22 protein-coding genes and 1 pseudogene are annotated in these 23108 nt (G+C 72.2%); 7 read left to right on the top strand and 16 right to left on the bottom strand.

Annotated elements, in window-relative coordinates; all coding sequences use genetic code 11:
* Nucleotides 1-15: 15 nt before the first annotated feature.
* The 8 genes and pseudogenes from truB to rimP all read right to left on the bottom strand — a co-directional run.
* A complete protein-coding gene (truB, locus tag ABD808_RS10460; RefSeq protein ID WP_344893630.1) occupies nt 16-888 on the bottom strand; it encodes a tRNA pseudouridine(55) synthase TruB in 873 nt (290 codons plus the stop codon).
* Between the two features lie 17 nt (nt 889-905).
* Nucleotides 906-2102, bottom strand: coding sequence for a DHH family phosphoesterase (locus tag ABD808_RS10455; RefSeq protein ID WP_344893627.1), 1197 nt, complete (start codon nt 2100-2102; stop codon nt 906-908).
* Entirely contained in the window at nt 2099-2644 is a 546-nt protein-coding gene (gene rbfA, locus ABD808_RS10450) for a 30S ribosome-binding factor RbfA (protein ID WP_344893624.1), read from the bottom strand. Before rbfA ends, ABD808_RS10455 begins: the two co-directional genes overlap by 4 nt.
* A gap of 83 nt (nt 2645-2727) precedes the next feature.
* The gene (locus tag ABD808_RS10445) at nt 2728-3036 is read right to left on the bottom strand and encodes a DUF503 domain-containing protein (protein ID WP_344893621.1); all 309 of its coding nucleotides are present in this window, start codon (nt 3034-3036) and stop codon (nt 2728-2730) included.
* Between the two features lie 341 nt (nt 3037-3377).
* On the bottom strand, nt 3378-6476 hold the full coding sequence (gene infB / locus ABD808_RS10440; protein ID WP_344893618.1) for a translation initiation factor IF-2: 3099 nt from the start codon (nt 6474-6476) through the stop codon (nt 3378-3380).
* A 109-nt stretch (nt 6477-6585) separates the two neighbouring features.
* A complete protein-coding gene (locus tag ABD808_RS10435) occupies nt 6586-6888 on the bottom strand; it encodes a YlxR family protein (protein WP_344893614.1) in 303 nt (100 codons plus the stop codon).
* A gap of 4 nt (nt 6889-6892) precedes the next feature.
* Nucleotides 6893-8047: a transcription termination factor NusA gene (gene nusA, locus ABD808_RS10430; RefSeq protein ID WP_344895358.1), complete on the bottom strand. Its 1155-nt coding sequence runs from the start codon at nt 8045-8047 to the stop codon at nt 6893-6895.
* A 25-nt stretch (nt 8048-8072) separates the two neighbouring features.
* A pseudogene (rimP, locus tag ABD808_RS10425) lies at nt 8073-8603 on the bottom strand (ribosome maturation factor RimP); the annotation flags it as partial.
* Nucleotides 8604-8976: 373 nt separating this feature from the next.
* On the opposite strand from rimP, the gene ABD808_RS10420 reads away from it, so the two are divergent.
* From ABD808_RS10420 to ABD808_RS10410, 3 genes are all read left to right on the top strand, one after another.
* On the top strand, nt 8977-9990 hold the full coding sequence (locus ABD808_RS10420; RefSeq protein ID WP_344893611.1) for a ferritin-like domain-containing protein: 1014 nt from the start codon (nt 8977-8979) through the stop codon (nt 9988-9990).
* A gap of 85 nt (nt 9991-10075) precedes the next feature.
* Nucleotides 10076-10381: a hypothetical protein gene (locus tag ABD808_RS10415; protein ID WP_344893608.1), complete on the top strand. Its 306-nt coding sequence runs from the start codon at nt 10076-10078 to the stop codon at nt 10379-10381.
* A gap of 121 nt (nt 10382-10502) precedes the next feature.
* The gene (locus tag ABD808_RS10410) at nt 10503-11558 is read left to right on the top strand and encodes a TRM11 family SAM-dependent methyltransferase (RefSeq protein WP_344893605.1); all 1056 of its coding nucleotides are present in this window, start codon (nt 10503-10505) and stop codon (nt 11556-11558) included.
* Between the two features lie 48 nt (nt 11559-11606).
* Here ABD808_RS10410 and ABD808_RS10405 read toward each other — a convergent pair whose 3' ends face one another.
* The gene (locus ABD808_RS10405; RefSeq protein ID WP_344893602.1) at nt 11607-12308 is read right to left on the bottom strand and encodes an HAD family hydrolase; all 702 of its coding nucleotides are present in this window, start codon (nt 12306-12308) and stop codon (nt 11607-11609) included.
* A gap of 418 nt (nt 12309-12726) precedes the next feature.
* Between ABD808_RS10405 and ABD808_RS10400 the strand changes: the two genes are divergently transcribed.
* Nucleotides 12727-12996 (top strand): hypothetical protein, encoded by a 270-nt coding sequence (locus tag ABD808_RS10400; protein WP_344893599.1) that lies wholly within the window; start codon nt 12727-12729, stop codon nt 12994-12996.
* A 55-nt stretch (nt 12997-13051) separates the two neighbouring features.
* Here ABD808_RS10400 and ABD808_RS10395 read toward each other — a convergent pair whose 3' ends face one another.
* The 5 genes from ABD808_RS10395 to ABD808_RS10375 form a co-directional block, all read right to left on the bottom strand.
* Entirely contained in the window at nt 13052-14278 is a 1227-nt protein-coding gene (locus ABD808_RS10395) for an ROK family transcriptional regulator (protein ID WP_344895355.1), read from the bottom strand.
* Nucleotides 14278-15036 carry an ATP-binding cassette domain-containing protein gene (locus tag ABD808_RS10390; RefSeq protein ID WP_344893596.1) on the bottom strand — a complete coding sequence of 253 codons (759 nt, stop codon included), beginning with the start codon at nt 15034-15036 and terminating at the stop codon, nt 14278-14280. Before ABD808_RS10390 ends, ABD808_RS10395 begins: the two co-directional genes overlap by 1 nt.
* A 122-nt stretch (nt 15037-15158) precedes the next feature.
* Nucleotides 15159-16442: a sugar ABC transporter permease gene (locus ABD808_RS10385; RefSeq protein WP_344893594.1), complete on the bottom strand. Its 1284-nt coding sequence runs from the start codon at nt 16440-16442 to the stop codon at nt 15159-15161.
* Between the two features lie 11 nt (nt 16443-16453).
* The gene (locus tag ABD808_RS10380; protein ID WP_344893591.1) at nt 16454-17239 is read right to left on the bottom strand and encodes an ATP-binding cassette domain-containing protein; all 786 of its coding nucleotides are present in this window, start codon (nt 17237-17239) and stop codon (nt 16454-16456) included.
* Nucleotides 17240-17283: 44 nt separating this feature from the next.
* Nucleotides 17284-18369, bottom strand: a complete 1086-nt coding sequence (locus ABD808_RS10375; protein ID WP_344893588.1) for a sugar ABC transporter substrate-binding protein — start codon at nt 18367-18369, stop codon at nt 17284-17286.
* Nucleotides 18370-18750: 381 nt separating this feature from the next.
* Here ABD808_RS10375 and ABD808_RS10370 point away from each other — a divergent pair, with 381 nt between their 5' ends.
* Nucleotides 18751-19416 carry a hypothetical protein gene (locus ABD808_RS10370; protein ID WP_344893585.1) on the top strand — a complete coding sequence of 222 codons (666 nt, stop codon included), beginning with the start codon at nt 18751-18753 and terminating at the stop codon, nt 19414-19416.
* A gap of 186 nt (nt 19417-19602) precedes the next feature.
* Here ABD808_RS10370 and ABD808_RS10365 read toward each other — a convergent pair whose 3' ends face one another.
* Nucleotides 19603-20277 (bottom strand): hypothetical protein, encoded by a 675-nt coding sequence (locus ABD808_RS10365; protein WP_344893582.1) that lies wholly within the window; start codon nt 20275-20277, stop codon nt 19603-19605.
* Between the two features lie 146 nt (nt 20278-20423).
* Here ABD808_RS10365 and ABD808_RS10360 point away from each other — a divergent pair, with 146 nt between their 5' ends.
* Both ABD808_RS10360 and ABD808_RS10355 read left to right on the top strand, forming a co-directional pair.
* The gene (locus ABD808_RS10360) at nt 20424-21494 is read left to right on the top strand and encodes an Rv1352/Rv1906c domain-containing protein (protein WP_344893578.1); all 1071 of its coding nucleotides are present in this window, start codon (nt 20424-20426) and stop codon (nt 21492-21494) included.
* Between the two features lie 90 nt (nt 21495-21584).
* Nucleotides 21585-22418, top strand: a complete 834-nt coding sequence (locus ABD808_RS10355) for an SAM-dependent methyltransferase (RefSeq protein WP_344893575.1) — start codon at nt 21585-21587, stop codon at nt 22416-22418.
* 35 nt (nt 22419-22453) lie between these two features.
* Here the strand turns inward: ABD808_RS10355 and ABD808_RS10350 are convergent, their stop codons facing one another.
* Nucleotides 22454-23038: an HAD family hydrolase gene (locus tag ABD808_RS10350; RefSeq protein ID WP_344893572.1), complete on the bottom strand. Its 585-nt coding sequence runs from the start codon at nt 23036-23038 to the stop codon at nt 22454-22456.
* Nucleotides 23039-23108: the final 70 nt, after the last annotated feature.

Genomic DNA, 23108 nt, shown 5'->3' with positions numbered 1-23108 from the left:
AGGTTCCGCGGCTGATCAGGAGATGAATACCGCGAGAGGTTTGGCGAGCGGGCCGTGCTCCTCGACGAGCGCGAGCAGCGATCCGTCGGGCGCGAAGACGCCGACCGGGCCCGGGCCGAGACCCGCCGCCGGGAGGCGCCCGCCGTGCGCGACCTTGCGGGCGTCGTCGGCCGAGACGTCCCGGCGCGGGAACGCGGCGGCGACCGCCTCGCCGATCGGGACGACCTCCAGCTTCTCGGCGAGCTGGTCGAGCGTCCGGGCCAGGCCGAGGTCGTACGGGCCGACGCGAGTGCGGCGCAGCGCCGTCAGATGGCCGCCGCAGCCGAGCGACGCCCCGAGGTCGCGGGCCAGCGCGCGGATGTAGGTGCCGGACGAGCAGGCCACGGAGGCGTCCACGTCGATCACATCGCCGTCGCGGCGGACGTCCAGGATCGTGAAGTCGTGCACGGTCACTGGGCGGGCGGCCAACTCGACCTCCTCGCCCTTACGGGCCTTCTTGTAGGCCCGCTCACCGTTCACCTTGATCGCGCTGACCTGCGGCGGGACCTGCCTGATCGGCCCGCTCAGCGCCGCGACGCCCGCGCGCAGCGCGTCCTCGGTGACGGACGCGGCGGACGCGGTCGCGGTGACCTCGCCCTCGGCGTCGTCGGTGTTGGTGGACACGCCCAACCGGATCGTGGCGTCGTAGCCCTTCTCCGTCAGCGCGAGATGGCCGAGCAGGCGCGTGGCCTTGCCGATCCCGAGCACGAGGACGCCCGTCGCCATCGGGTCCAGCGTGCCCGCGTGCCCGACGCGCCGGGTCGCGGCGAGCCGCCGCGTTCTGGCGACGACGTCGTGCGACGTCCAGCCGCCGGGCTTGTCGACGATGACGAGTCCCGAGTTGTCCACACCCGCTCCGAAGTAGGTCAGTCCTGGTCACCGGGCAGGCGCAGCGCGGCGCGCAACCGGTCGATGATCCACGCGGGCTCGCCGCCCATGGTGAACGCGGCGGCCGTGCGGTGCCCGCCGCCGCCGAGCTCGACGCAGGCGCGGCCGACGTCGATCGAGCCCTTCGAGCGGGTCGACACGTACCACTCGCCGCGGTCGTTCTCCTTGCACACCACCGCGACCTCGGCCTCGTCGGTGCGTCTGAGCTGGTCGATGACGCCTTCGAGCTGGTCGTAGTCGACGTCGCGGGAGTCGCGGTCGGCGCGCGCGACCGTCGTCCACACCAGGCCGCGGCCGCCCGCGGCGTCGCGTTCCAGCCGGGCCCGCGCCAGCGCGCCCGCGAGGACCTGGAGGTAGCCGAACGGCGCCCGGTCCCACAGCTCCCGGCTGACCGCCTCCGGCTGGACGCCCGCCGTCAGCAGCCGTCCCGCCAGGTCGTGGACCTCGGGGGTCGTGCACGGGTACTTGAACGAGCCGGTGTCGCTCGCGAGGCCCGCGTACAGGCCCTGCGCGATGTCCCGGTCGAGGGGGACGCCGAGCCTGCGGATCAGCTCCTCGACCAGCACCGCCGTCGCGGCGGCGTCCGGGTCGACGATCCGCACGCCGCCGAACCCGACGTTGGAGCGGTGGTGGTCGATCACGATCAGTGCCCCGGCCCGCTCGGCGGGACCGGCGAGCGCGCCGAGCCGCGCCTGTCCGGCCGCGTCCAGCGAGATCATCAGCTCCGGGGCGGCGGGCACCCGGGCGGGTTCGACGAGGAGTTCCTGGCCGGGCAGGAAGCGCAGGATCGCGGGCACGGCGAACGGCTCCCCGAACGAGGCCACGCACCGTTTGCCCAGCGCGTGCAGCGCCTGCGCGAGCGCCAGCATCGAGCCGAGCGCGTCGCCGTCCGGCGCCACATGGCAGGCGAGACAGACCTCGCTTGCCGCGTCGATCAGTTCGACGGCCCGTTCCCACTCCAGTTCGGCGGACGCGCCGTCCGCCTCCGGGGGCGCGATCGGCCGGACGGGGGCGGGCGGTTCGCCGGGCGCGGGCGAGGCACCGAGGCGGAGTCCGACTCCGGCGCGGGGGACGACGTCATGCCCGTTCCCGGAATGCCCGCCCGCGTCGTGCGGCGGGAACTCCTGGCCCCAGCCGGTGCTCGGCGCCTCCGCGCGCCCCTCGGGTCCGGTCACGATGGCGGGCGTCCCGAACGGTCGTCCTCACCGTCCTCCGCACCGACGCGCCCGTCGACGTCGTCGTCCTCGTCGGCGGCGTCGGCGTCGGCCGCGTCATCCTCGGCGAGGTCGTCGTCCTCGGGGTCGGTCGCGCGGTACGGGTTGGCCTCACCGGCCGGGGCGGCGCCCTGCGCGGCGCGCGCCACCTCCGCGTCCCGCGCGCGGGCCTTGGCCAACAGGTCGTCGATGTGCGCCACGTTCTCCATCACGGAGTCCATGACGAAGGTGAGGCTGGGCGTGTGACGGACCCCCGTCTTCTTGCCCACCTCCGACCGGATGACGCCCTTGGCGCTCTCCAGCGCGGCGGCCGTCTCGGCGCGCTCGTTGTCCGACCCGTACACCGTGTAGTAGACGGTCGCGTCACGCAGGTCGTTGGTGATGCGGGTGTCGGTCACGGTCACGAAGCCGAGCCGCGGATCCTTGATCCGCCTCTCCAGCATCTCGGCCACGATCTGCTGGATGCGGTCGGCGAGCTTGCGCGCCCGAGCTGCGTCCACCATGATCGCACTCCCTTTCTATGGTCTGACGACCCGTCCAATGGTCTAACGACGCTCCGGTCCCCGGCGCTCCGGTCCGGGGCGGTTCACTCGTCGCTCTGAAAGAGCCGCTGCCGCGCGGACAGCAGTTCGATCTCCGGCCGACCGGCGACGAGCCGTTCGCACCGGTCGAGCACCTGGGTGCAGTTCGCGGCGGTGCCGGACACCACCGCCACCCCGATCTCCGCCCTGCGGTGCAGGTCGTTGCCGCCGGTCTCGGCGACCGCCACCCCCGGGAAGTGCCTGTGCACCTCGGCGATGAGGGGCCGCAGGACGGACCGCTTCTGCTTCAGCGAGCGGACGTCCCCCAGCAGCAGGTCGAGCGTCAGCGCACCCACGTACACCTGGTCGATCACCTCGGGATCCTCAGAAGGTGGAACGACGATGGTCACCCACCGTGTTCCCGGCCACCGCCCCACATCAGGGACGGATCGGACATGACAGACGCCAGGCTAGAAGATCCGCCCGGCGCCATGTCACCCGAATAAGCGATCACGTCCCGAGAAGCCCGACCGGCCCGGGCCCGGGAACGTTCCCACGCCCCGCCCGCCCTGGATCGCAGGGCCGTCGTCGACGGGGCTCACCGCCGCACGAGCGCGCTACCTGGCCGGGGATGCGACGCCGCGCTCGCGGAGTCACGGTCAGGGGTGCGAACCGCCGGGCTCGCACCCCTGGACCGTGATCGTGCTACCACCGCTCAGTCGCGGGGCTTCTCGCGCATCTCGAAGCACTCGACGACATCGCCGAGCTTGATGTCGTTGTAGCCCACTCCGATACCGCACTCGAAGCCCTCGCGGACCTCGGTCGCGTCGTCCTTGAAGCGGCGCAGCGACGACACCGTGAGGTTGTCGGCGACCACGACGCCGTCGCGGACGAGGCGCGCCTTGGCGTTGCGCTGGATGACGCCCGAGGTGACCATCGAACCGCCCACGTTGCCGATCCGCGGCACCTTGAAGATCTCGCGGATCTCCGCGGTACCGAGCTGGACCTCCTCGAACTCCGGCTTGAGCATGCCCTTGAGGGCCGCCTCGATCTCCTCGATCGCCTGGTAGATGATCGAGTAGTACCGGATGTCGACGCCCTCGCGGTCGGCCAGCTCCTGCGCGTTGCGCTCGGGCCGCACGTTGAAGCCGATGATGACCGCGCCCTCGGACGCCAGCGACAGGTTGACGTCGTCCTGCGTGATCGCGCCGACACCGCGCCGGATGATCCGCAGGTTGACCTCGTCGCCCACGTCGATCTTGAGGAGCGAGTCCTCCAGCGCCTCGACGGAACCGGACACGTCGCCCTTGAGGATGAGCAGCAACTCCTGCCGGTCGCCGCGCTCCAGGTCCTTGAACAGCTCTTCGAGGGAGCTGCTCTTGCGGCTCTTGAGCAGTTCGGCGTTGCGCTTGCGCGCGACCCGCTTGTCGGCGATCTGCCGGGCGACCCGGTCGTCCTCGACGACCAGGAAGTTGTCGCCAGCGCCGGGCACGGCGGCGAGGCCGAGCACCATCACCGGACGGGACGGGCCCGCCTCCTCGACGGTCTGACCGTTCTCGTCGAGCATCGCCCGGACGCGGCCGTTGGCCACGCCGCAGACGATCGAGTCGCCGATCCGCAGCGTGCCGCGCTGCACCAGCACGGTCGCCACGGCGCCCCGGCCCTTGTCCAGGTGGGCCTCGATGGCCGAGCCCTGGGCGGGCATGTCGGGGTTGGCCTTCAGGTCGAGCTCGGCGTCGGCGGTCAGGACGATCGCCTCCAGCAGCCCGTCGATGTTGATGCCCTCGCGGGCCGACACGTCGACGAACTGCGTCTGACCGCCGAACTCCTCGGCGACCAGGCCGTACTCGGTGAGCTGCGCGCGCACCTTGTTCGGGTCGGCGCCCTCGACGTCGATCTTGTTGACCGCGACGACGATCGGGACCCCCGCCGCGGTGGCGTGGTCGATCGCCTCGGTGGTCTGCGGCTTGACGCCGTCGTCGGCGGCGACCACCAGCACCACCAGGTCGGTGGTGTCGGCGCCGCGGGCACGCATGGCGGTGAACGCCTCGTGACCCGGGGTGTCGATGAAGGTGATCCGGCGCTCCTCGCCGTCGACCTCCGTCTCGACCTGGTAGGCGCCGATGTGCTGGGTGATGCCGCCGGCCTCGCCCGCCTGCACGTTGGCGTTGCGGACGGCGTCCAGCAGCTTGGTCTTACCGTGGTCGACGTGGCCCATGACGGTGACCACCGGCGGACGGGACTGGAGGTTCTCCTCGCCGCCCTCGTCCTCGCCGTACTCGATGTCGAACGACTCGAGCAGCGCGCGGTCCTCGTCCTCGGGGCTGACGACCTGGACGTCGAAGTCCAGCTCCACCCCGAGCGCCATCAGGTCGTCGGGGTCGACGGACTGGGTCGCGGTGACCATCTTGCCGAGATGCATCATGATCGCGACGAGCGACGCCGGGTTGGCGCCGATCTTCTCGGCGAAGTCGGTCAGCGTCGCGCCCTGCGGCAGCCGGATGATCTTGCCGTTGCCGCGCGGAGCCGAGACGCCACCGGCCGCGGGGGCCTGCATGTTCTCGAACTCCTGGCGACGCGCCCGCTTCGACTTGCGACCGCGCGCGGGGCGTCCGCCGGGACGGCCGAACGCGCCCTGCGTGCCGCCGCGACCGCGACCGCCGCCACCGGGACGGGGGCCGCCGAAGCCGCCGGGACGACCGCCACCACCGCCGCCGCCCGCCGTGCGGGGGCCGCCGAAGCCGCCGGGACGACCGCCACCGCCGCCGCCCGGGCCGCGACCGCCGCCCGCGCCACGGCCTCCGCCGCCACCGCCGGGACCACGACCGCCACCGCCGCCGGGACCGCCGCGCCCGGGGGCGCCGGACGGCCGCGAGGACGGCATGTTCATCGGGCTCGGACGCGGACCGCCGGGACCGGCGCCGCCACCCGGGCGGGGACCTCCGGGACGCGGACCACCGGCACCTGCGCCGCCACCTGGGCGGGGACCGCCGGGACGCGGACCACCGGGACCACCACGGTCGGGACGGTCGGGACGGTCACCGCCGCCCTGACGCGGGCCGGGACGCGGCCCCGGCTTGGGCGCCTGGCCCATGCCGCTGGCGTTCGAGCTGAACGGGTTGTTGCCGGGACGCGGACCACCCGGACCGCGACCACGGCCGCCGTCCTGACGGGGGCCGGGACGCGGGCCCGGCTTGGGCGAGCGCGGACCGGGCTTCGGACCGCCGGGCGCGCGACCGCCACCACCCGGGCCGTCGCCTGGGGCACCGGCACCGGCACCGGCACCGGGACCGGCCGCGGGCGGAGCGCTCGGGCCCTGCGCCGCGGGCGCTTCGACCGGCGTGCTCGGCACCGGCGGGACCGGCCGGGGCGGGCCGGGACGCGGGCTGCCGCCCGGGCCGCCAGCACCACCGGGACCATCAGCACCACCGGGGCCACCCGCGGGCACACCGGCGCCGTTGGAACCGCCCGCGCCACCGGGGCCACTGGGGCTCGGCTTGGGCGAGGCGGGACGCGGCGCGCCGGGACGGGGCGCCTGCCGCCGTCCGCCCTGAGAATCGGAGCCGCCGCCGGGAGGACCCGGACGCGGCGCGGCGGGCCGTGGAGCCGAAGGACGCTTCGGCGCGGCCCGCCTGTCCCCCTGCTTGGAGGACGACGAATTTGAGAAGGCTTCTGTCAGCCTGCGTACGACCGGCGCCTCGATCGTGGAGGACGCCGACCTGACGAACTCGCCCATTTCCTGGAGCTTGGCCATGACGACCTTGCTCTCGACACCGAACTCTTTGGCGAGTTCGTACACCCGGACCTTGGCCACTGCACTCCCTAACTCGGTCCGGGGGTGCGGCCTCCGGACCGTCGCTAACTTGCCGTACTCATCGCGGCGTGCTCATCGAGCGCTCATAGCAATCTCGACCTGCTTCCGACTAGACGTCGCTTACTGTTCTGCCATCCTGCTGCCGCGCGGCACGTGCCGCAAGCCGATCCCGCAGCGCTTCACCGTCGAGCGGCCCCGGAAGGCGAAACGCCCTCGGGAACGCCCGACGCCGCTCTGCGAGCTCGAGACACGCCAGATCGGGGTGCAGATGCGCACCCCGTCCTGGCAGCCGCCCGTGCGGGTCGGGGACGATGACGCCCTCGACCACCACCAGGCGCAGCAAGTCGGACTTGACCGAATGACCCCGACAGCCCACACACGTGCGAACAGGGACCGTCCGGCCACGGTTCATGAGTCTACCGCGCCGAGGCGTCGGCGGGACCTGTCGCATGGGCTCCTGGCGTAGAAGATCCGGATTCGCCGGGGTCGGCGGCCTTCGACTGTGTCTGTTCTGGCTCGGCTGGCGCCTGTTCCGGCTCGGCAGATGTCCGTTCTGGCTCGGCAGGTGTCCGTTCTGGCTCGGTGGACGTCTGCTCAGGCCGGGTGGGCGTCTGCTCCGGCTCGGTGTCGGACCTGATGTCGATCCGCCAGCCGGTGAGCCGGGCGGCGAGGCGGGCGTTCTGACCCTCCTTGCCGATCGCGAGGGACAGCTGGTAGTCGGGCACCACGACCCGGGCGACCCGGGCGTCGGCGTCCACGACCACCACATGCGAAACCCGCGCGGGCGACAGGGCATTCCCGACGAACTCGGCGGGGTCGTCGGACCAGTCGACGATGTCGATCTTCTCGCCGTGCAACTCGGCCATCACGTTGCGGACCCGGCTGCCGAGCGGCCCGATGCAGGCGCCCTTGGCGTTCACGCCCGACTTGCGGGACCGCACCGCGATCTTGGTGCGGTGCCCGGCCTCGCGGGCGATCGCGGCGATCTCCACCGTCCCGTCCGCGATCTCCGGGACCTCCAGCGCGAACAGCTTGCGCACGAGGTTCGGGTGCGTCCGGGACAGTTGGATCGACGGCCCGCGGTGGCCCTTGCGGACCTGCACCACATAGGCGCGCAGCCGCTCGCCGTGGTCGTAGCGCTCGCCGGACACTTGCTCCTGCGGCGGCAGCACCGCCTCGATCTTGCCGAGGTCGACCAGCACGTTCCGCGGATCCTTGCCCTGCTGGATGATGCCGCTGACGATGTCGCCCTCGCGTCCGGCGTACTCGCCGAAGGTCAGCTCATCCTCGGCGTCGCGCAGGCGTTGCAGGATGACCTGCTTCGCGGTTGTCGCGGCGATGCGTCCGAACCCGGTCGGGGTGTCGTCGTACTCCCGGAGGGTGTCGCCCTCCTCGTCGGTCTCGGCGGCCCACACGGTGACGTGGCCGCTCTGACGGTCCAGTTCGACGCGCGCCTTGGGCGCGGCGCCCTCCGTCCGGTGGTAGGCGATCAGCAGTGCGTCTTCGATGGCCTTGACGGCCACGTCGAGCGAGATGTCCTTCTCGCTCTCCAGGCCCCGCAGGGCGGTCATGTCGATGTCCACGAGGTTCCCCCCTCTAGTCCGGCTCAGCCGGAGAACGCGGTTCCTCGGCCACGGGCGGGGGCGCGAACTCCACCTGCACGCGGCCGCGCCCCAGCTCGTCGAGGCCGAACCGGCGCCGCACGGTCTCGTTCCCGGCGCCCTTGGTCCGGCGCTTCTGGACGACGTCGATCTCGACGGCCGCGTCGTCGGCCGCGACCACCCGGCCCTCCACCTGGCCTCCTTCGGCCAGCGGGGCGACGACCAGCCGGCCGACGGCACGGCGCCAGTGCCGTGGCTCGGTGAGGGGGCGGTCGACGCCCGGAGAGGACACCTCCAGCACGTACGGCGAGGTCCCCATGACCTCGGTGGTGTCGAGCAGCCCGGAGGCCAGGTCGCTGATCGCGGCGATGTCGTCGAGCCCGACGCCCGCGTCGCCGTCGACGACGATCCGCACGAGGCGGCGCCGCCCGGCGGGCCGCACGTCGACCTCCTCCAGGTCGAAACCGGCCTCGTCCACGGCGGGCGCGAGGAGCCGGGTCAGTTCGGCGGCGGTGGCGGCGGCGCCTGCGGACCGCGCCGGTCGCGCCGGGGCCTGCCCTCCGCCCTTGTCAGCGCCCTTGTCGGCGCCCTGCCCACCGCGCGGGTCGGCGTTCCGCGCGCGGGTCTGGCCGCGCCGGTTCTGGCCGCGCCCCCCCTGAGCGCGGCCGCCGCGGGACTCGACGCTCATGGGCCCTCCTCTGTTGTGCCGCCTGCGGTCGCGGAATGTCACCGCTCGTCCGGTGACACCTCAAGACTATCGACAGCCGGAGACCACGGCGGTCTTTCGGACGCCTCACCGGCGCGGCGGATATGGAATGCTTGAGCAGGCCCGACGGCCGTGTCCAGGGACCGGGCCCGCGGCGGGCCGCCACCACCCCACCACCGGTGCGGAGACTCCCTTGCCCCAGGCCACGCCATGCCCGCCGGAGGTCCTGTCACGCCGTCTGCTGCTGGGCCGGGGCGTGGCGCTCGGCGGTGGCGCGCTAGTCCTGCCGTGGCTGGCGGGCTGCACGGCGGAGGGCAGGGCGGAGGGCGCGTCGGCATCGCGTCCCGACCTGGCGACGTTGGTCGGGGCGATCGCGTCCGAGCAGAACCTGATCGCCGCGTACGAGGCGGCGCGGTCGGCGGACGCGACACTGGCCGGACGACTCGATCCCGTCCTCGCGCACCATCGCGAGCATCTGGCCGTTCTGAAGCGGCACTACGTGCCCGGGTCGGGTGACCGGGCCGACGAGGGCGGCGGCATCCCGTCCCCGAGCACGTCCCTGCTCGGAGGCGACGGCGGGACGCTCGCGGAGTTGCGTGACGCCGAGGACCGCGCGGCCCGGGAGCGCATGGCCGACGCCACCAAGGCCGCCCCCGGTCTGGCGCAGTTGCTGGCGAGCATCGGCGCCTGCGAGGCGGGCCATGCGATGGCGGTACGCAGGACGGTGCGCGCGGTGGCCCCGCCCGTCCGGTCGAAGTCGGGTGTCGAGGCCGTCCAGGCGGTGCTGGCGGTGGAGCACGCGGCGGTGTACGGGTACGGGGTCCTCGGCGCGCGGCTGCGGGGCGCGCTGCGCGCGACCGCGACGACGATCTGGAACGATCACCGGGCCCGGCGGGACGAGCTGATCTCCGTCCTGGCCGTCACGCCCGTGGCCGCCGCGCCCGCGTACCGGTTGCCGGTCAAACCCGACACGGCCCGTGACGCCGCGCGGCTGGCGGCGGCGCTGGAGGACGGTCTGGTCCCCGCCTACGTCGGTCTCGCCGGGGCCTCCTCCCCCGGCCTGCGCGCCTTCGCCGCGGACGGGGCGCGGCGGGCCATGGCGCGGTCGGCCGCGTGGCTCGCCAAGGCGGGCGCGCCCGCTCCACGGGACGCGTTTCCGGGGTTGCCGTCCGGGGCGCTGTCGCCGCGTCGCGAACCGGGTGAGTGATCTTCCGCACGCGGGGAACGATGCGCCCAGTTAGTCACGTTAGTCCTTTTACACGGGATGACTCGGGGGAGGAGTCCGGAGCAGCATGACCACCACGCAGGGGAGCGCCCTCGACGAACTGCGGGCCGCCTACCACGAACAACTGACGCAGCTCGCGACCGAACGCGACGCCGCGCGGCGCCAGGCGCGCCGCGCCCAGGCCAGGGCCGACGTGGCGCAGGCCGATCTCGCCAGCCTGAAGAGCCGGGTCGCCGAACTGCTGGAGGCCGCCGCGCGGCACCTTCCGGCCCTGGAGGCACCGGCGGCCCCGGCGGCCGCCGCGCCGGTGGAGGCACCGGCCGCGCGGGCCCTGCCCGCCGCGCCTCAGGACCGTCCCGTCCGAGCCGCCTGACCGGGGAAGGGAACGGCCCGCACATGGGCCGTGCGGAGGCCGCCGGGTGCTTCGACCCCGGCGGTCTCCGCCTTTCTTCCAGGTGGTTTCGGGGCCGTGAGAACGCTGTAAGGTCGACCAGATGACCGCGTACGGGCTCCTTGTCTCCCCCTCGCACAACCGGGTCTACGCGCAGTCGGCGGCCGACCTGGTGAAGGCGGAGCTGGCGGTGTTCGGTGAGCGGGCGCTCGGCGGGCGAGTCCACGACATTCGCGAGACCGAGATCGGCGGCGTCCCGTACGTGACGTTCTCCGGCGACCTCGCGGACGACGACCTCCGCCTCCTGTCGAACCTGTCGTCGTTGTACGCGCTGTTCCAGATCGAGGGGGAACTGCTCCGGCCCGTCGCGCTGCGGCCCCTCGACCTGTTCGGCAGCGATCTGCTCACCATCCAGAAGTACTCGGGCAAGACGAACGAGTACTTCACCAAGCTGCTGCTGAACGTCACCGCGATGGCGACCGACTCCCCCATGGACCTGGTCACGGGCCGTGCACGCGTCCTCGATCCCCTGTGCGGGCGCGGGACGACGCTCAACCAGGCCATGATGTACGGCCTGGACGCCGCCGGGATCGACATCGACGGCAAGGACTTCGACGCCTACGCGGCCTTCGTCAAGACCTGGCTGCGCAACAACCGGGTGAAGCACCAGGCGGAGATCACCAACATCCGCCGGGAGAAGGCGGTGCTGGGACGCCGTCTCCACGTGACCCTCGGAGCGTCCAAGGAGCGGTACAAGAGCGGCGAGACGATGGAGATCGTCGTCGTGAACGCCGACTCGCTCGACGCGGGCAAGTTCTTCCGGCCGTCGTCGTTCGACCTGATCGTGACCGACGCGCCGTACGGCGTCCAGCACGGCAGCCGTCCCAAGGGCGAGCGGCCCGGCCAGAAGGGCGGGCCGACCCTGTCGCGCAGCCCCGTCGAATTGCTCACGGCCGCCGTCCCGGAATGGGTTCGGCTGCTGCGTCCCGGCGGCGCCGTCGGAATCTCCTGGAACACCTACGGAGGGCGGCGGGACGAGCTCGCGGGCATCCTCGCGTCGAACGGCCTCGACGTCCAGGACTCGGACGCCTACCGAGGGTTCCGTCACCGCGTGGACCAGGCCATCACCCGCGACCTCATCACCGCCCGCAAGCGCTGACCGTCACCCCCCCTCGGGCCCACGCCGTCGTGGAGCGTGCCATCGTGATCATGGAGCGTGCCATCGTTCGATGTGCGGAAGCAGCTCCGTCAGGTCGTGGATGAGGGCGTCGGGGGGCGTGAGCCCGGGACGTTCGAAGGCGTGGGTGGTCTGGTGCCGGATCTGGACGGCGCGCAGCCCCGCCCCCTTGGCGCCGTGGATGTCGTCGTACGGGCGGTCGCCGACGAAGACGCAGGCGGCGGGGTCGGTGGCGCCGACGGCGTCCATGGCCGCGCGGAACGCCTCGGCGTGCGGCTTGGTCCAGGGGATCTCGCTGGAGTAGACGGCGCCGTCGAGCAGGTGCAGGACGTCGTCGCGGGCGAAGATGCGTTCGTGCAGGTCGCGCGACCAGATGGTGTTGGACAGCACGCCGATCCTGATGCCCCGGTCGCGTAGGGCGTGGAACAGGCCGGGGACGGCGGGGTGGGTGTGGGTGTGCGGCGTCCACGTCTCGTAGTGGCTGGCGAGGATCGCCTCGGTGGGCTCGACCCCGGCCAGCTCGAACAGTTCGGCGAGGGTGGCGCTGCGCTGCTCCTCGTCACCCCGGCGCCACAGCCGAAGCTCGGCGTCGGCGAGCGCGACCGCGGCCTTCTCGACGCCGTCCGGGGGAAGGTGCGCGGTGCAGATCGCCCGCCACATGTCGGCCAGTTCGATGTCGTGCCACGGGGTCAGCGTCCCGCCCCAGTCGAAGATCACAGCTTGTACGCCCATGATTCGGATCGTAACCACAGGAACCGACCCAGAGCTTGAACCCCAGCCACCCGTTTCGAACCCCAGCCCACCGGTCTGAACCCAGCCACCGGTTCGAACCCAGCCACCGGTTCGAACCCCAGCCACCAGTTCGAACCCCAGCCACCAGTTCGAACCCCAGCCACCAGTTCGAACCCCAGCCACCAGTTCGAACCCCAGCCACCAGTTCGAACCCCAGCCACCAGTTCGAACCCCAGCCACCAGTTTGAACCCTCGCCACAGGGTCACGGGTATTCCCGTGGAGCGAGCGCCAGCGAGCGCAGCGGGAATACCCGGCGCGCCGCGTCCCCGCAACGGAGCGCTAGCGGAGTGAGGAGACCCGTGCCGCGCAGCCGGGGGGAATGGGGGGTCGCCCCCCCAATAAACAAGGGAGGACGCCATGAGAGCGCGCGAGCCCGGTGAGTCCAGGGACTTCCGCGACGACATCGACGACATGGGCGACAACACGCAGGACGAGCAGATCGCCCTGACCGACGAGTACGTCACCGATCCCCCCGAGGAACTCGACATCGAGGAGCCCGAGCAGAGCAGGGACGGCCTCGGCATCACCGAATACGAACAGCAGGAGGCCGGGGAGGACGAGGAGGAGCGGCCGCTTCCGGACACGCCCGCCGAGTCCGATGCCGTGAACCCCACCCGAAGACCCTGAACCCCACCCGAAAGCTCTGAACCCCGCCGGAGGACCTGGTCGCCGACCGGCCGTCCTAGACGGGGCTGTCTTCGGGCGCCTTCAGGCGGGCCAGGACCTGGACAGGGTCGGCGAGCACCTCGGCGAACGCGAACTCGGCGGCGCCGACCAGGGTCGTGTCGTCGCCGAGCGCGGCGGTGCGGAGCTTGACCTTGTCGCGGGGAGCGGCGAGAGCCCCGGTCGCCAGGACGCTGCGGACCTGCGCGGCGGCGCCGAGGTAGATGTCGCGGAGCGTCCCCCCGAAGACGACGAGCCCCGGGTTGAAGATGTTGACGAGGTTGGCGACGCCGAACCCGAGCCAGGTGCCGACGCGCTGCAGCGCCTCCCGCGCGGCGATGTCGCCCGCGTCGGCGGACGCCACGACGTCACGGACGGCGTCGCGCCCGGGTCGCCCCGGCACCTCCTCCCGGCCCGCGAGGGCGAGCAGCGTCCGCTCCCCCACCTCCGCCTCCAGGCAGCCCTTCGAGCCGCAGGCGCAGGGCCGCCCGCCCGGGTTGACGATCATGTGGCCGATCTCGCCCGCGTAGCCCTCGTCGCCGCCGAGCAGCCGCCCGCGCGCGATGATGCCGCCGCCGACGCCGACGTCGCCGTGCAGGTAGATGAGGTCGTCGCAGTTGACGCCCGCGCCGCGCTCGTGTTCGGCGAGGGCGCCGAGGTTGGCGTCGTTGCAGACGGAGACGGGGATGCCGAGGCCGAGACGGCGGGCCAGCGCGTCGCCGATCCGCAGGTCGCCGACGTCGATGTTGGGGCCGATCATGATGGTGTCGTCGGAGCGGCGGACGACGCCGGGGAACCCGACGGCGGCGCCGACGCACACGGCGTCCCGCTCGGCCTTGCGGATGAGGGAGCGGGCCCCGGCGACGAGCACGCCGAGCAGGTCGGCGGCGTCGGCGTCGCGGGACCTGACGCCCTCGCGGCGGTCCAGCACGACCCCGCCGAGTCCGACGCGGGCGACGACGAGCCGGTCGACGCCGATCTCGAACGCCAGCACGTACACCCGGGTCGACTCGGGCCGCACGACCAGTGACGGCCGTCCGGCCCGGCGTCCCGGGCCGCGCGGCAGTTCCTCGCGGACCAGCCCGGCGGTGGTGAGATCCGTGGTCAGCGCCATGATCGTGCTGCGGTTGAGGCCGAGGGACTCGGCGAGCGTCGCCCGGGACGCGGGTCCCCGCAGATGGACGAAGCGCAGCAGCGTCCCGAGGTTGTGGCGCCGGATCTCCTCCTGTGACGGGCCGCCCTTCATCATCGGCGCTGCCCCAGCGCCTCGCCGGTCCCCGCGGTGATCAGCTCCACGACCTGCCGGTGGGTGACGTCGGCGGTCCGCACCTGGGCGACCATCCGGCCGAGGTACAGCACGGAGATCCGGTCGGACACGGCGAACACGTCGTTCATGTTGTGCGAGACGAGCACGACGGCCAGCCCCCGGTCGGCGAGCCGCCGGACGGTCTCCAGCACCTGCTGGGTCTGCGCGACGCCGAGCGCGGCGGCGGGCTCGTCCAGGACCACGACCTTGCTGTCCCACAGGACGGCGCGGGCGATCGCGACGGTCTGCCGCTGCCCGCCCGACAGCGTCGAGATCCGCTGCCGGACGGAGCCGATCGTGCGGACCGACAGCCCCGACAACGCGGTGCGGGCCATCTCTTCCATGGTGTCCTCGTCGAGGGCGAGGCCGCGGTGCCGTTCCCGGCCGAGGAAGAGGTTCTGCACGATGTCGAGGTTCTCGCAGAGCGCGAGGTCCTGGTGGACGATCTCGATGCCGAGCCGCGCGGCGTCGCGGGGCCCGCAGACCCGCACCGGGTTGCCCTCGAAGCGGTACTCGCCCGCGTCCGGCGGATGGACGCCGCCGATGCAGCGCACCAGGGTCGTCTTGCCCGCGCCGTTGTCGCCGACCAGCGCGGTGACCTCGCCGGGATACGCGCGGAACGCGACGTCGTGCAGCACCCGCACGGAACCGAAGCTCTTGTCGATGCCGCGCAGATCCAGGGCTGGCGTCACTGACATGCCGAGAGGCTCCCACCGTGCCACACCGCCGCCGCGCGCCAGGCGGTCGTGGTCCGTGAGCGTATCAGCAGCGTTCCACGGCGCGCCGGACGAACCGTGCTCGCCGAAGGTGCCGTCCGACGTCATCGTCCCGTGTTCGACCGGCGGCGCCGGGCCAGCGCGTCGATGCTGGCGGCGAACAGCAGTACCAGTCCGGTGATCAGGTAGCTGAGGTAGGCGCTGGTGCCGAGCAGCCCGAGCCCGTTGTCGATGAGCGCGATGACGAGCCCGCCGAGGACGGCGTCGCGGGCCTTGCCGCGCCCGCCGAACAGGCTCGTCCCGCCGATGACGGCGGCGCCGACCGCGTACAGCAGGGTGTTGCCGCCGCCCGCGTCGGTGGCGACGGAGTTCAGCCGGGACGCCGCGACGATCCCGCTGACCGCGGCCAGCCCGGACCCGATCATGAAGACGGAGATCCGGATGCGGGCGACGTTGATCCCGGCGCGGCGGGCGGCCTCGGCGTTGCCGCCGACCGCGTAGATGTGCCGCCCGTAGGCGGTGCGGCCGAGGACGAACGTGCAGACGATCAGCAGCGCGCCGACGAGCGGCACGCCCCACGGGATGCCGCCGAGGGTGATCAGCGGGCTCGGCGCGCGGTCGAGGCTGAGCACATAGGTGCTGATCAGCAGGGCCGCGGCGACGACGGCGCACTGCGCGAGCACGAACTGGAGCGGCTTGGAGTGCAGGTCGCGGACGCGCTGGCGCCGCCACCGCAGCAGTTGCGTCGCGGTGTACCCGGCGACGCAGAGGGCGGCGAGCGTCCACCCGAGCCAGATCGGCATGTTCTTGTTCGACAGCGCCACGATGACGTCGTCGCGGACGGCCACCGTCCCGCCCTCGCCGATCAGCTTCAGCGTGACGCCCTGCAACCCGAGGAAGAACGCCAGTGTCACGACGAACGACGGGATGCGCAGCACCGACACGAGCCAGCCGATGGCGGTGCCGATGACGACGCCGATCGCGACGCCGCTGAGGACCGCGACGTACCAGGGCTGGTCGGCGTCGGTGATGAGTTTGGCGAGCACCGCCGCGCACAGGCCGCTCGCCACGCCCGCCGACAGGTCGATCTCGCCGAGAAGCAGGACGAACACCAGCCCCATCGCGAGGATCGTGATGGGCAGCGCCTGCACCGACAGGTTCGCCATGTTCCCCTTGCTGAGGAACGTGTCGGGCTTCAGCGCGGTGAACAGCACGACCAGCGAGATCAGGCCGAGGACGGCGGGCAGCGCGCCGAGCTCGCCCGCCTTGATCCGGTGCCAGTAGTCCAGCAGCGCGGAGCCCATGTCGTGCGTGCGCCGGTCGGCCGCGAAGTCCGCCTCCGCCAGCGTCAGGGCGGTCTTCTCGCCGCCCGGGATGTCGGTGGACATGGCGTCCTCCCTCAGAAGCTCTCGGCGGCGGTCCGCGGCGCGAGGCCGAGATCGCCGGAACGGCCGGAGGTGATCAGCTCGACGACCTGACCGTGGGTGACCTCGGCGCGGGCCACGTCCGCCGCGACCCGGCCGAGGTACAGCGCGGTGACGCGGTCGGCCACCGCGAACACGTCGTTCATGTTGTGCGAGATCAGCACGACCGCGTGACCGGTGTCGGCGAGCCGCCGGACGAGGTTGAGGACCTGCTGGGTCTGCGCGACGCCGAGCGCGGCGGTGGGCTCGTCCAGGATCACGACCTTCGACTCCCACAGTGCCGCCTTGGCGATCGCGACCGTCTGCCGCTGCCCGCCCGACAGGCTCGCCACCTGCTGCCGGACGGACTTCACGGTGCGGATCGACAGCCGCGCCAGGGTCTCGCGGGCCGCCTCCTCCATCGACGGCTCGTCCAGCACGATCCCCCTGCGCCGCTCCCGGCCGAGGAACATGTTCTGGACGATGTCGAGGTTGTCGGCGAGCGCGAGGTCCTGGTAGACGACCTCGATGCCGAGCGCGGCGGCGGCGCGCGGGCCGTCGACCGTGACCTGGCGGCCGTCGAACTCGATCCGTCCCGAGTCGAACGGGTGGATCCCGGCGACGCACTTGACCAGGGTCGACTTGCCCGCGCCGTTGTCACCGACGAGGGCCATCACCTCACCGAGCCGCACCGTGAAGTCCACGTCGTGCAGCACATGGACGGCACCGAAGCTCTTGTTGAGCCCGGTCACCCGGAGGACGGGATCTCCGTTCTCAGCCACGTGTCTCCTTTCGCGTCTTCTGGCGTGTCAGTTGGACGGGTGCGCTACTGGATGCCCGCGTCCTTGCACTTGGCGGCGTACGCGCCTTTGCACAGGTCGGCCGTCTTGATGAAGCCGTCGTCGACGGGCTTCTTGACGTTGTCCTTGTAGACCGGGATCGGGGTCAGCAGCACCGACGGGACGTCCCGCTTGCCGGTCGGGTCGTTGACGGTGCCGTTGGTCTCGCCCTTCTGGCCCTTGATGAGGGCGACGGCGAGTTTGGCGACGGCGTCGGCCTCCTGCTTGACGGGCTTGTAGACGGTCATGCACTGGGTGCCGTCCAGGATGTTCTGGAGGCCCTGGAGCGACGCGTCCTGTCCGGTGACGGCGACCTTGCCCGCCTCCTGGTTCTTCTTGAGGATGGACACCACGGTGTTGCCGAGCGCGTCGTTGGCGGCGACCACGCCGTCGATCTTGCCGTGCTGTTCGGTCCACATCTGCTCGAAGAGCGTGGCGGCCTTGTCGGCCTTCCATTTCTCGACGGCCTGTTCGGCGACCTTCGTGTACGCGCTCACCTTGTCGAGGACGCTGTGCGCGCCCTGCGAGAACAGGGTCGCGTTGTTGTCGGTGGGGGCGCCGTTCAGGTAGACGATGTTCGACTTCTTGTCACCGAGGCATTTCTGCAAGCCCTTGCCGAGATCCTCGCCGACTTTCACGTTGTCGAACGACACGTAGTAGTCGGCCACCCCGCCGAGGGTCAGCCGGTCGTAGTCGATGGTCTTGACGCCCTGCGCCTGGGCCTTGCGCTGGACGGCGGCGGCCGAGTTGGAGTCCAGGCCGTCCACGACCAAGACGGTGACGCCGCTGGTGAGCATCTGGTCGGCGATCGTCTGGAACCGCTGCGCCGACCCTTCGGCGTTCTGGATGTCGTAGCCGACGCCCGCCGCCTTGAACGCCTGCTCCAGGTAGGGCCGGTCGAAGCTCTCGTAGCGGACGGACGAGGTGGTGTCGGGCAGGATGACGCCGACCTTGCCCTTGGCCGCCGCGGAGTTCGCGGAGCCGCCGGAGTCGCCGGAGTCGTCGCCGCACGCGGTGAGGCCGACCGCGGCGGCCGTGGTGAGGGCCATCAGGCTGAGGATCCCCTTGCGCATCGCCCGGGTCCTTTCTGGGGGTGGCCGCCGTGCCGCGGCCGAGGGGGTGGGCCGTAAATGTTGTGCCCCGCAACTTATGTCGGCTTCGTCCGTGACGCCAGACCCACCACCGGCCCAATTTGTTGCGTGCGGTAACAATCACATAACGCGAGATCACCACGGGGGAATCGGGACGCGCCCCGGCGAGCATGGGGAGGTGGCGCGCGGTTCGACCGTCCAGGCGAGCGACTCGAATGTTCGTCGCCTCAACATTCATCCCGGCCTCCGGCGCGCGTGTCGAGCCGGGACGCGGGCGTCCCGAGGTGGGCTCGGGGCCAGCGGGCGACGCCTCGTCCGGGATATCTTGCGCTTAGCAGCCGAACGCGACCTTGGGGGCGAAGTATGACGCTGGGCCCGGATCCTGCCGCCGACCCGGACGCCACTCCGGTCCTCGGCATCGCGGCGGGCGCCGTCCCGCCACCGGGACAGGCCGCCGGACCCGCCGGGCCCCCGCCGAGCCCGCGGACACGCGCCTCACAGACGTGGCACCGGTTCCACTACGCCGTCGGGGTGTTCCTCATCGCGTACGGCGTGACGGGCCTGGCGAGCGCGGTCGCGCTGTGGGACGACCGGCGCGACGAGATCGACGCCTACTTCGGGTCCGGCCCGGTGACGGCCGTGCTCGTGCTGGCCAAGCTGGTCGAGGCGGCGCTCGTCCTGTCCGCCGTGGCGGGCGTCGTGCTGCGCCGCGACCTGCTGTTCGTACCGTCGATGGCGGGCTGGATGGCGGGGTTCGCGATGTTCGCCGTCCTGGACGTGTTCACCACCAGGTGGGGAGGGCTGTTCGAGCACCTGCTCTACCTGGCGGGGTTCGTGGCGCTGCTGTTCCTGTCGTACGGGCTGAGCGCGAAGGCCCAACTCGCGGGCGCGCCCCGCCGGGACGTCGAGCCCGGCTCGCCGCGCGGCCCGAACGGGCTCACCAGGACGCAGGAGTTCGCGCTCCAGGCGATCAACCGGGCCGCCGCCCTGCGAACCGGCCCCCGGCCCCGCCCCGAACAGCGCGGCTGACGTTGGCAGACCTTGCCGACGTGATCGACAACCCGCGCGGGCTGCCGACCGACCATCATCCGTTCGCGGGAAGGCTTCCCTCCCTCATCCGCGCGGCGGGCATCGCCCCGGTCGCAGTCACCCTCCCCTGACCGAGCGGCGTGCCGGGGCTGACCGGCCCCGGCGCGCCCCCTACTCGCGCACGATCTACTTGCGCACGATCCAGGCGATGGCGGTCATCGTGCCGGGCGGCACCTCGGTGAATCCGCCGTCGCGGACCGCCACCGTCGCCTTCTTCACGCACTGCCGCCACGGCACGTCCCGCGCCAGGTGGACGGGGGCGCCCGCCTCCACCCAGGCGGTCACGTCCTTGCGCCGTCCCTGCCGCAGCAACAGCTGGGCCGCGTGCCCGCACTGGGCGGCGGCCTTGCCCGTCGTGATCGTCACGTCCGGGTTGAGCGCGATCGCCGCGTACGGCGGCTCCGGCTCCGGGGCGGGCACCTCGGCGTCCGCGAGATCGAGCCCGGCGACCTGGAGTTTTGCCAGCTCGGGCGGGACGTCCGCCACCGGCCCCGGCGGGAACGCCCGCACCTGCGCGCCCGCGTGCTCGACGGTCACCCCGGGAAACGCCTGCGCCTCCGGCCACCGCACGCCCCGCGCACGCCGCGTCACCTTCCGGATACGGCGCGACTCCCATGCGTGGACGGCCTCGCGCCACTCCCCGTCCGGCTCCACCGCCCGCGGGTCGGTCAGCAGCCGCACCACGGCGGTCGCCGCCGCCTCGCAGACCGCGCCGTGGCCGGGCGGATCGGCCTTCTCGGCGCGTACCACCAGTTGCATCGCCCACGGCGGATCGTCAAGGGGGTCGTAGTCGGGTCGCACCCGTGGAGTATTCCAAAGCGGCTTCCCGGGCACGGATGTGGGTACTGCAACTTGTGCCGTCCCTTGGACGTCTTTCCTGTAACGGACTGGGCCTTCGCCGGGGACGGCGAGGGGGCACGCCGGAGCAGTCGGGTCGGAGGTCGCCGGTGACCAGTGGCACGTGGAGTGATTCCATACCCGGAGTCGGAACGTTCTTCGTGGGGATCGACGTCGCCCCGGGTCGCTACCGGTGCGACGACGGCAAGGGAGGCTGGTGGGTGCGCTTCACCGGCCCGGGCGGGGGCGACCCGGTCGGCTCGTGGCCGCTGCCCGCCGGTCCCACGGAGATCGAGATCGCGCGGACCGACTTCGCGTTCGAGACCCATGTGTCCACGTACTGGCGGCGGATCGCGCCGCCCCGCGCCCCCGAGGACGGCTCCCCCGCCGAGGCCCGTCCGGTCGCCGACCCGGCGCTGCGCGCCGAACTCGACACGATCGTCGCGCGCCGCAAGCCGCTGCTGTGGCTGACGCCGCTGACCGTCCTCGGCCTCGGACTGGTCGGCTCCCCGTTCCTCGGCTCGCTGTGGCTGCTCGGCCTCGGCATGCTCGCGGTGCTGGTCGCGCTCGGCACCCCGTCGGTGTCCCTCGACCTGCGCCGCGCCCGCGAACTCGAACGCCGCCGCGACCGCTACCTCACCCCCGAGGACCTCGACGACGAGGGCCGCGCGATGCTGGCGCGCGTCCAGGCCGCGGTCGACGCCGTCCGCGACTCCGAGGTCAACCGCGAGGGCCTGCTGGACGCGGTCGACAACGCCGTCACGCTGCCGCGCCAGGAATGGGAGATCGCACAGGTCCTGGAGAAACAGTCGAAACTACGCGCCGACCACACCGGGCTGGAGAGCGCCGCCGTCCTCCCCGAGGTGGAGCAGGCGCTGCGCCCGCTCCGCGCCAAACTCGACATCTCCGTCGAGGCCGTGACCCGCCGCGTCGAGGCCCTGGAACGCTACGCCGACCGCGCCCGCGAGGCCGACGAGGTCCTGCGCGCCCAACGCCACCTGGAGGCCATCGCGGAGAAGGCCCACGAGTACGACGAACTCCTCGCCGACACCGTCCGCGACGACCTCGCGCTCCCCGCCATAGAACGCCTGACCGACCAGAGCGACGAACTCCTCCGCACCCTCCGCGACCGCCTCACCAAGGCGACCGAGGCCGCCAACGAACTCCCCCCGCACCCCTAGCCCACCGTCCTGCGTCCACATCGCGCCGAGGCCGATGGGCGGGTTTAGGGTTGTTCGCGGCACCTTGACACGAGCCTCGGGAGGGCCGTCATGGCGGAGGAGCGCGGGACGTCGCCGGTCGCGGACATCGACACGGCGAGGCCGCATCAGGCGCGGTTGTGGAATCACTGGCTGGGCGGCAAGGACACCTATCCGATCGACCGCGAGATCGGTGACAAGATCGCGGCGGTGTATCCGGAGATCGCGGACGTGGCGCGGCACTCGCGGGCGTTCCTGGCACGCGTCGTGCACTTCATGACGAGCCAGGGCGTCCGGCAGTTCCTCGACATCGGGACGGGGCTGCCCGGCGTCGACAACACGCACGAGGTGGCGCAGCGCGACGTCCAGGGCTCGCGGGTCGTCTACGTCGACAACGATCCGCTGGTCGTGGCGCATGCCCGCGCGTTGCTGTCCAGCGCTCCGGGCGGGGTCTGCTCCTACATCGAGGCGGACATCCGCACGCCGGATGCGATCATCGAGGGCGCCGCGTCCGTCCTCGACTTCACCGAACCGGTCGGGCTGCTGCTGCTCGGCATCGTCGGCAACGTCGCGGACGAGGACGACCCGCCCGGGATCGTCCGCCGCCTGGTCGCCGCGCTGCCGTCCGGCAGCCATGTGGCGATCAACGACGGGACGAACGTCCTCGGCGTGACCGAGTGGACGCCCGCCGAGGCCACCGCGCGGGGCGAGGCGCTCCGGCTGTGCGCCGAGGCCGGGACCGTCCCGTACCACGCCCGGACCCCGGAGTACATCGAGGCGCTGTTCGAGGGCCTGGAGCTGGTCGACCCCGGCGTCGTCTCGACCCCGCTGTGGCGGCCCGACTTCCCCGAGGTCGGTAAGCCCCGGGCCATCGACTCGTTCGGCGGCGTGGCCCGCAAACCCTGACCGGACGTCCGGCCGCGTTCACAGACCGGCCGCGTTCAGAGAATGGCGCGGATCTGGTCGGGTGAGGTGAAGAGTTCGGCGCGCATTCCGGTTTCGCGGGCGGCGCGGACGTTGAGTTCGTTGTCGTCGAAGAACAGCACGTCGGAGAGTTCGACGCCCAGGCGTTCGGCGCAGATCTGGTAGGCGCGGGGGTCGGGTTTGGCGACGCCGATCCGGCAGGAGTAGGTGAGGGCGTCGAAGCGGGACAGCCATGCGTCGTGGCGGGCCTCGAAACGGGGCACGAGGTCGCTGATGATGTTCGACAGGAGGCCGAGGGTGCGGCCCTTGTCGGCGAGTTCGTGAACGAGGTCGACCATGGTGTCGTCCACCGCCGTCCAACTGTCGAGATCGGCCTCGATCAGCGCGGGGACGTCGGAGAACTCGGCGCCTAGGACGCCCGCGACGTCCGCCCAGTACAGGGCGCTCTCCCGTCCGGCGTCGTAGGGGGGACGGCACGACCAGTAGGCGTCCCAGAATCGGGGGCCGCCGACGCCCGCGACGTCCTCGATGCGCCGCACCCCCTCGGGGGTCTGGGTGCGGGCGATCACTCCGTACAGGTCGAAAACGATCACATTGGACATGCCTTCGAGCCTAGACGGCGGCACCGACGGCGCGGCGGCGGAGAACGGAACGACGGGTGGACGGCGCGGC

The sequence above is a fragment of the Actinomadura meridiana genome (assembly GCF_039537545.1).
Classification (GTDB): domain Bacteria; phylum Actinomycetota; class Actinomycetes; order Streptosporangiales; family Streptosporangiaceae; genus Spirillospora; species Spirillospora meridiana.
Note: the sequence above shows the minus strand (reverse complement) of the source record. Positions and strands in the feature narration are given on the sequence as shown.

What these genes read in the sequence shown, in the direction of transcription:
- rbfA (WP_344893624.1), bottom strand. Translation starts at nt 2,644, where the DNA reads ATGGTGGACGCAGCTCGGGCGCGCAAGCTCGCCGACCGCATCCAGCAG.
- ABD808_RS10435 (WP_344893614.1), bottom strand. Translation starts at nt 6,888, where the DNA reads ATGAACCGTGGCCGGACGGTCCCTGTTCGCACGTGTGTGGGCTGTCGG.
- nusA (WP_344895358.1), bottom strand. Translation starts at nt 8,047, where the DNA reads ATGACCGCCCTGCGGGGCCTGGAGAGCGAGAAGGACATCTCGCTCGAC.
- ABD808_RS10415 (WP_344893608.1), top strand. Translation starts at nt 10,076, where the DNA reads ATGACCACCACGCAGGGGAGCGCCCTCGACGAACTGCGGGCCGCCTAC.
- ABD808_RS10410 (WP_344893605.1), top strand. Translation starts at nt 10,503, where the DNA reads ATGACCGCGTACGGGCTCCTTGTCTCCCCCTCGCACAACCGGGTCTAC.
- ABD808_RS10405 (WP_344893602.1), bottom strand. Translation starts at nt 12,308, where the DNA reads ATGGGCGTACAAGCTGTGATCTTCGACTGGGGCGGGACGCTGACCCCG.
- ABD808_RS10400 (WP_344893599.1), top strand. Translation starts at nt 12,727, where the DNA reads ATGAGAGCGCGCGAGCCCGGTGAGTCCAGGGACTTCCGCGACGACATC.
- ABD808_RS10395 (WP_344895355.1), bottom strand. Translation starts at nt 14,278, where the DNA reads ATGAAGGGCGGCCCGTCACAGGAGGAGATCCGGCGCCACAACCTCGGG.
- ABD808_RS10390 (WP_344893596.1), bottom strand. Translation starts at nt 15,036, where the DNA reads ATGTCAGTGACGCCAGCCCTGGATCTGCGCGGCATCGACAAGAGCTTC.
- ABD808_RS10385 (WP_344893594.1), bottom strand. Translation starts at nt 16,442, where the DNA reads ATGTCCACCGACATCCCGGGCGGCGAGAAGACCGCCCTGACGCTGGCG.
- ABD808_RS10375 (WP_344893588.1), bottom strand. Translation starts at nt 18,369, where the DNA reads ATGCGCAAGGGGATCCTCAGCCTGATGGCCCTCACCACGGCCGCCGCG.
- ABD808_RS10370 (WP_344893585.1), top strand. Translation starts at nt 18,751, where the DNA reads ATGACGCTGGGCCCGGATCCTGCCGCCGACCCGGACGCCACTCCGGTC.
- ABD808_RS10355 (WP_344893575.1), top strand. Translation starts at nt 21,585, where the DNA reads ATGGCGGAGGAGCGCGGGACGTCGCCGGTCGCGGACATCGACACGGCG.
- ABD808_RS10350 (WP_344893572.1), bottom strand. Translation starts at nt 23,038, where the DNA reads ATGTCCAATGTGATCGTTTTCGACCTGTACGGAGTGATCGCCCGCACC.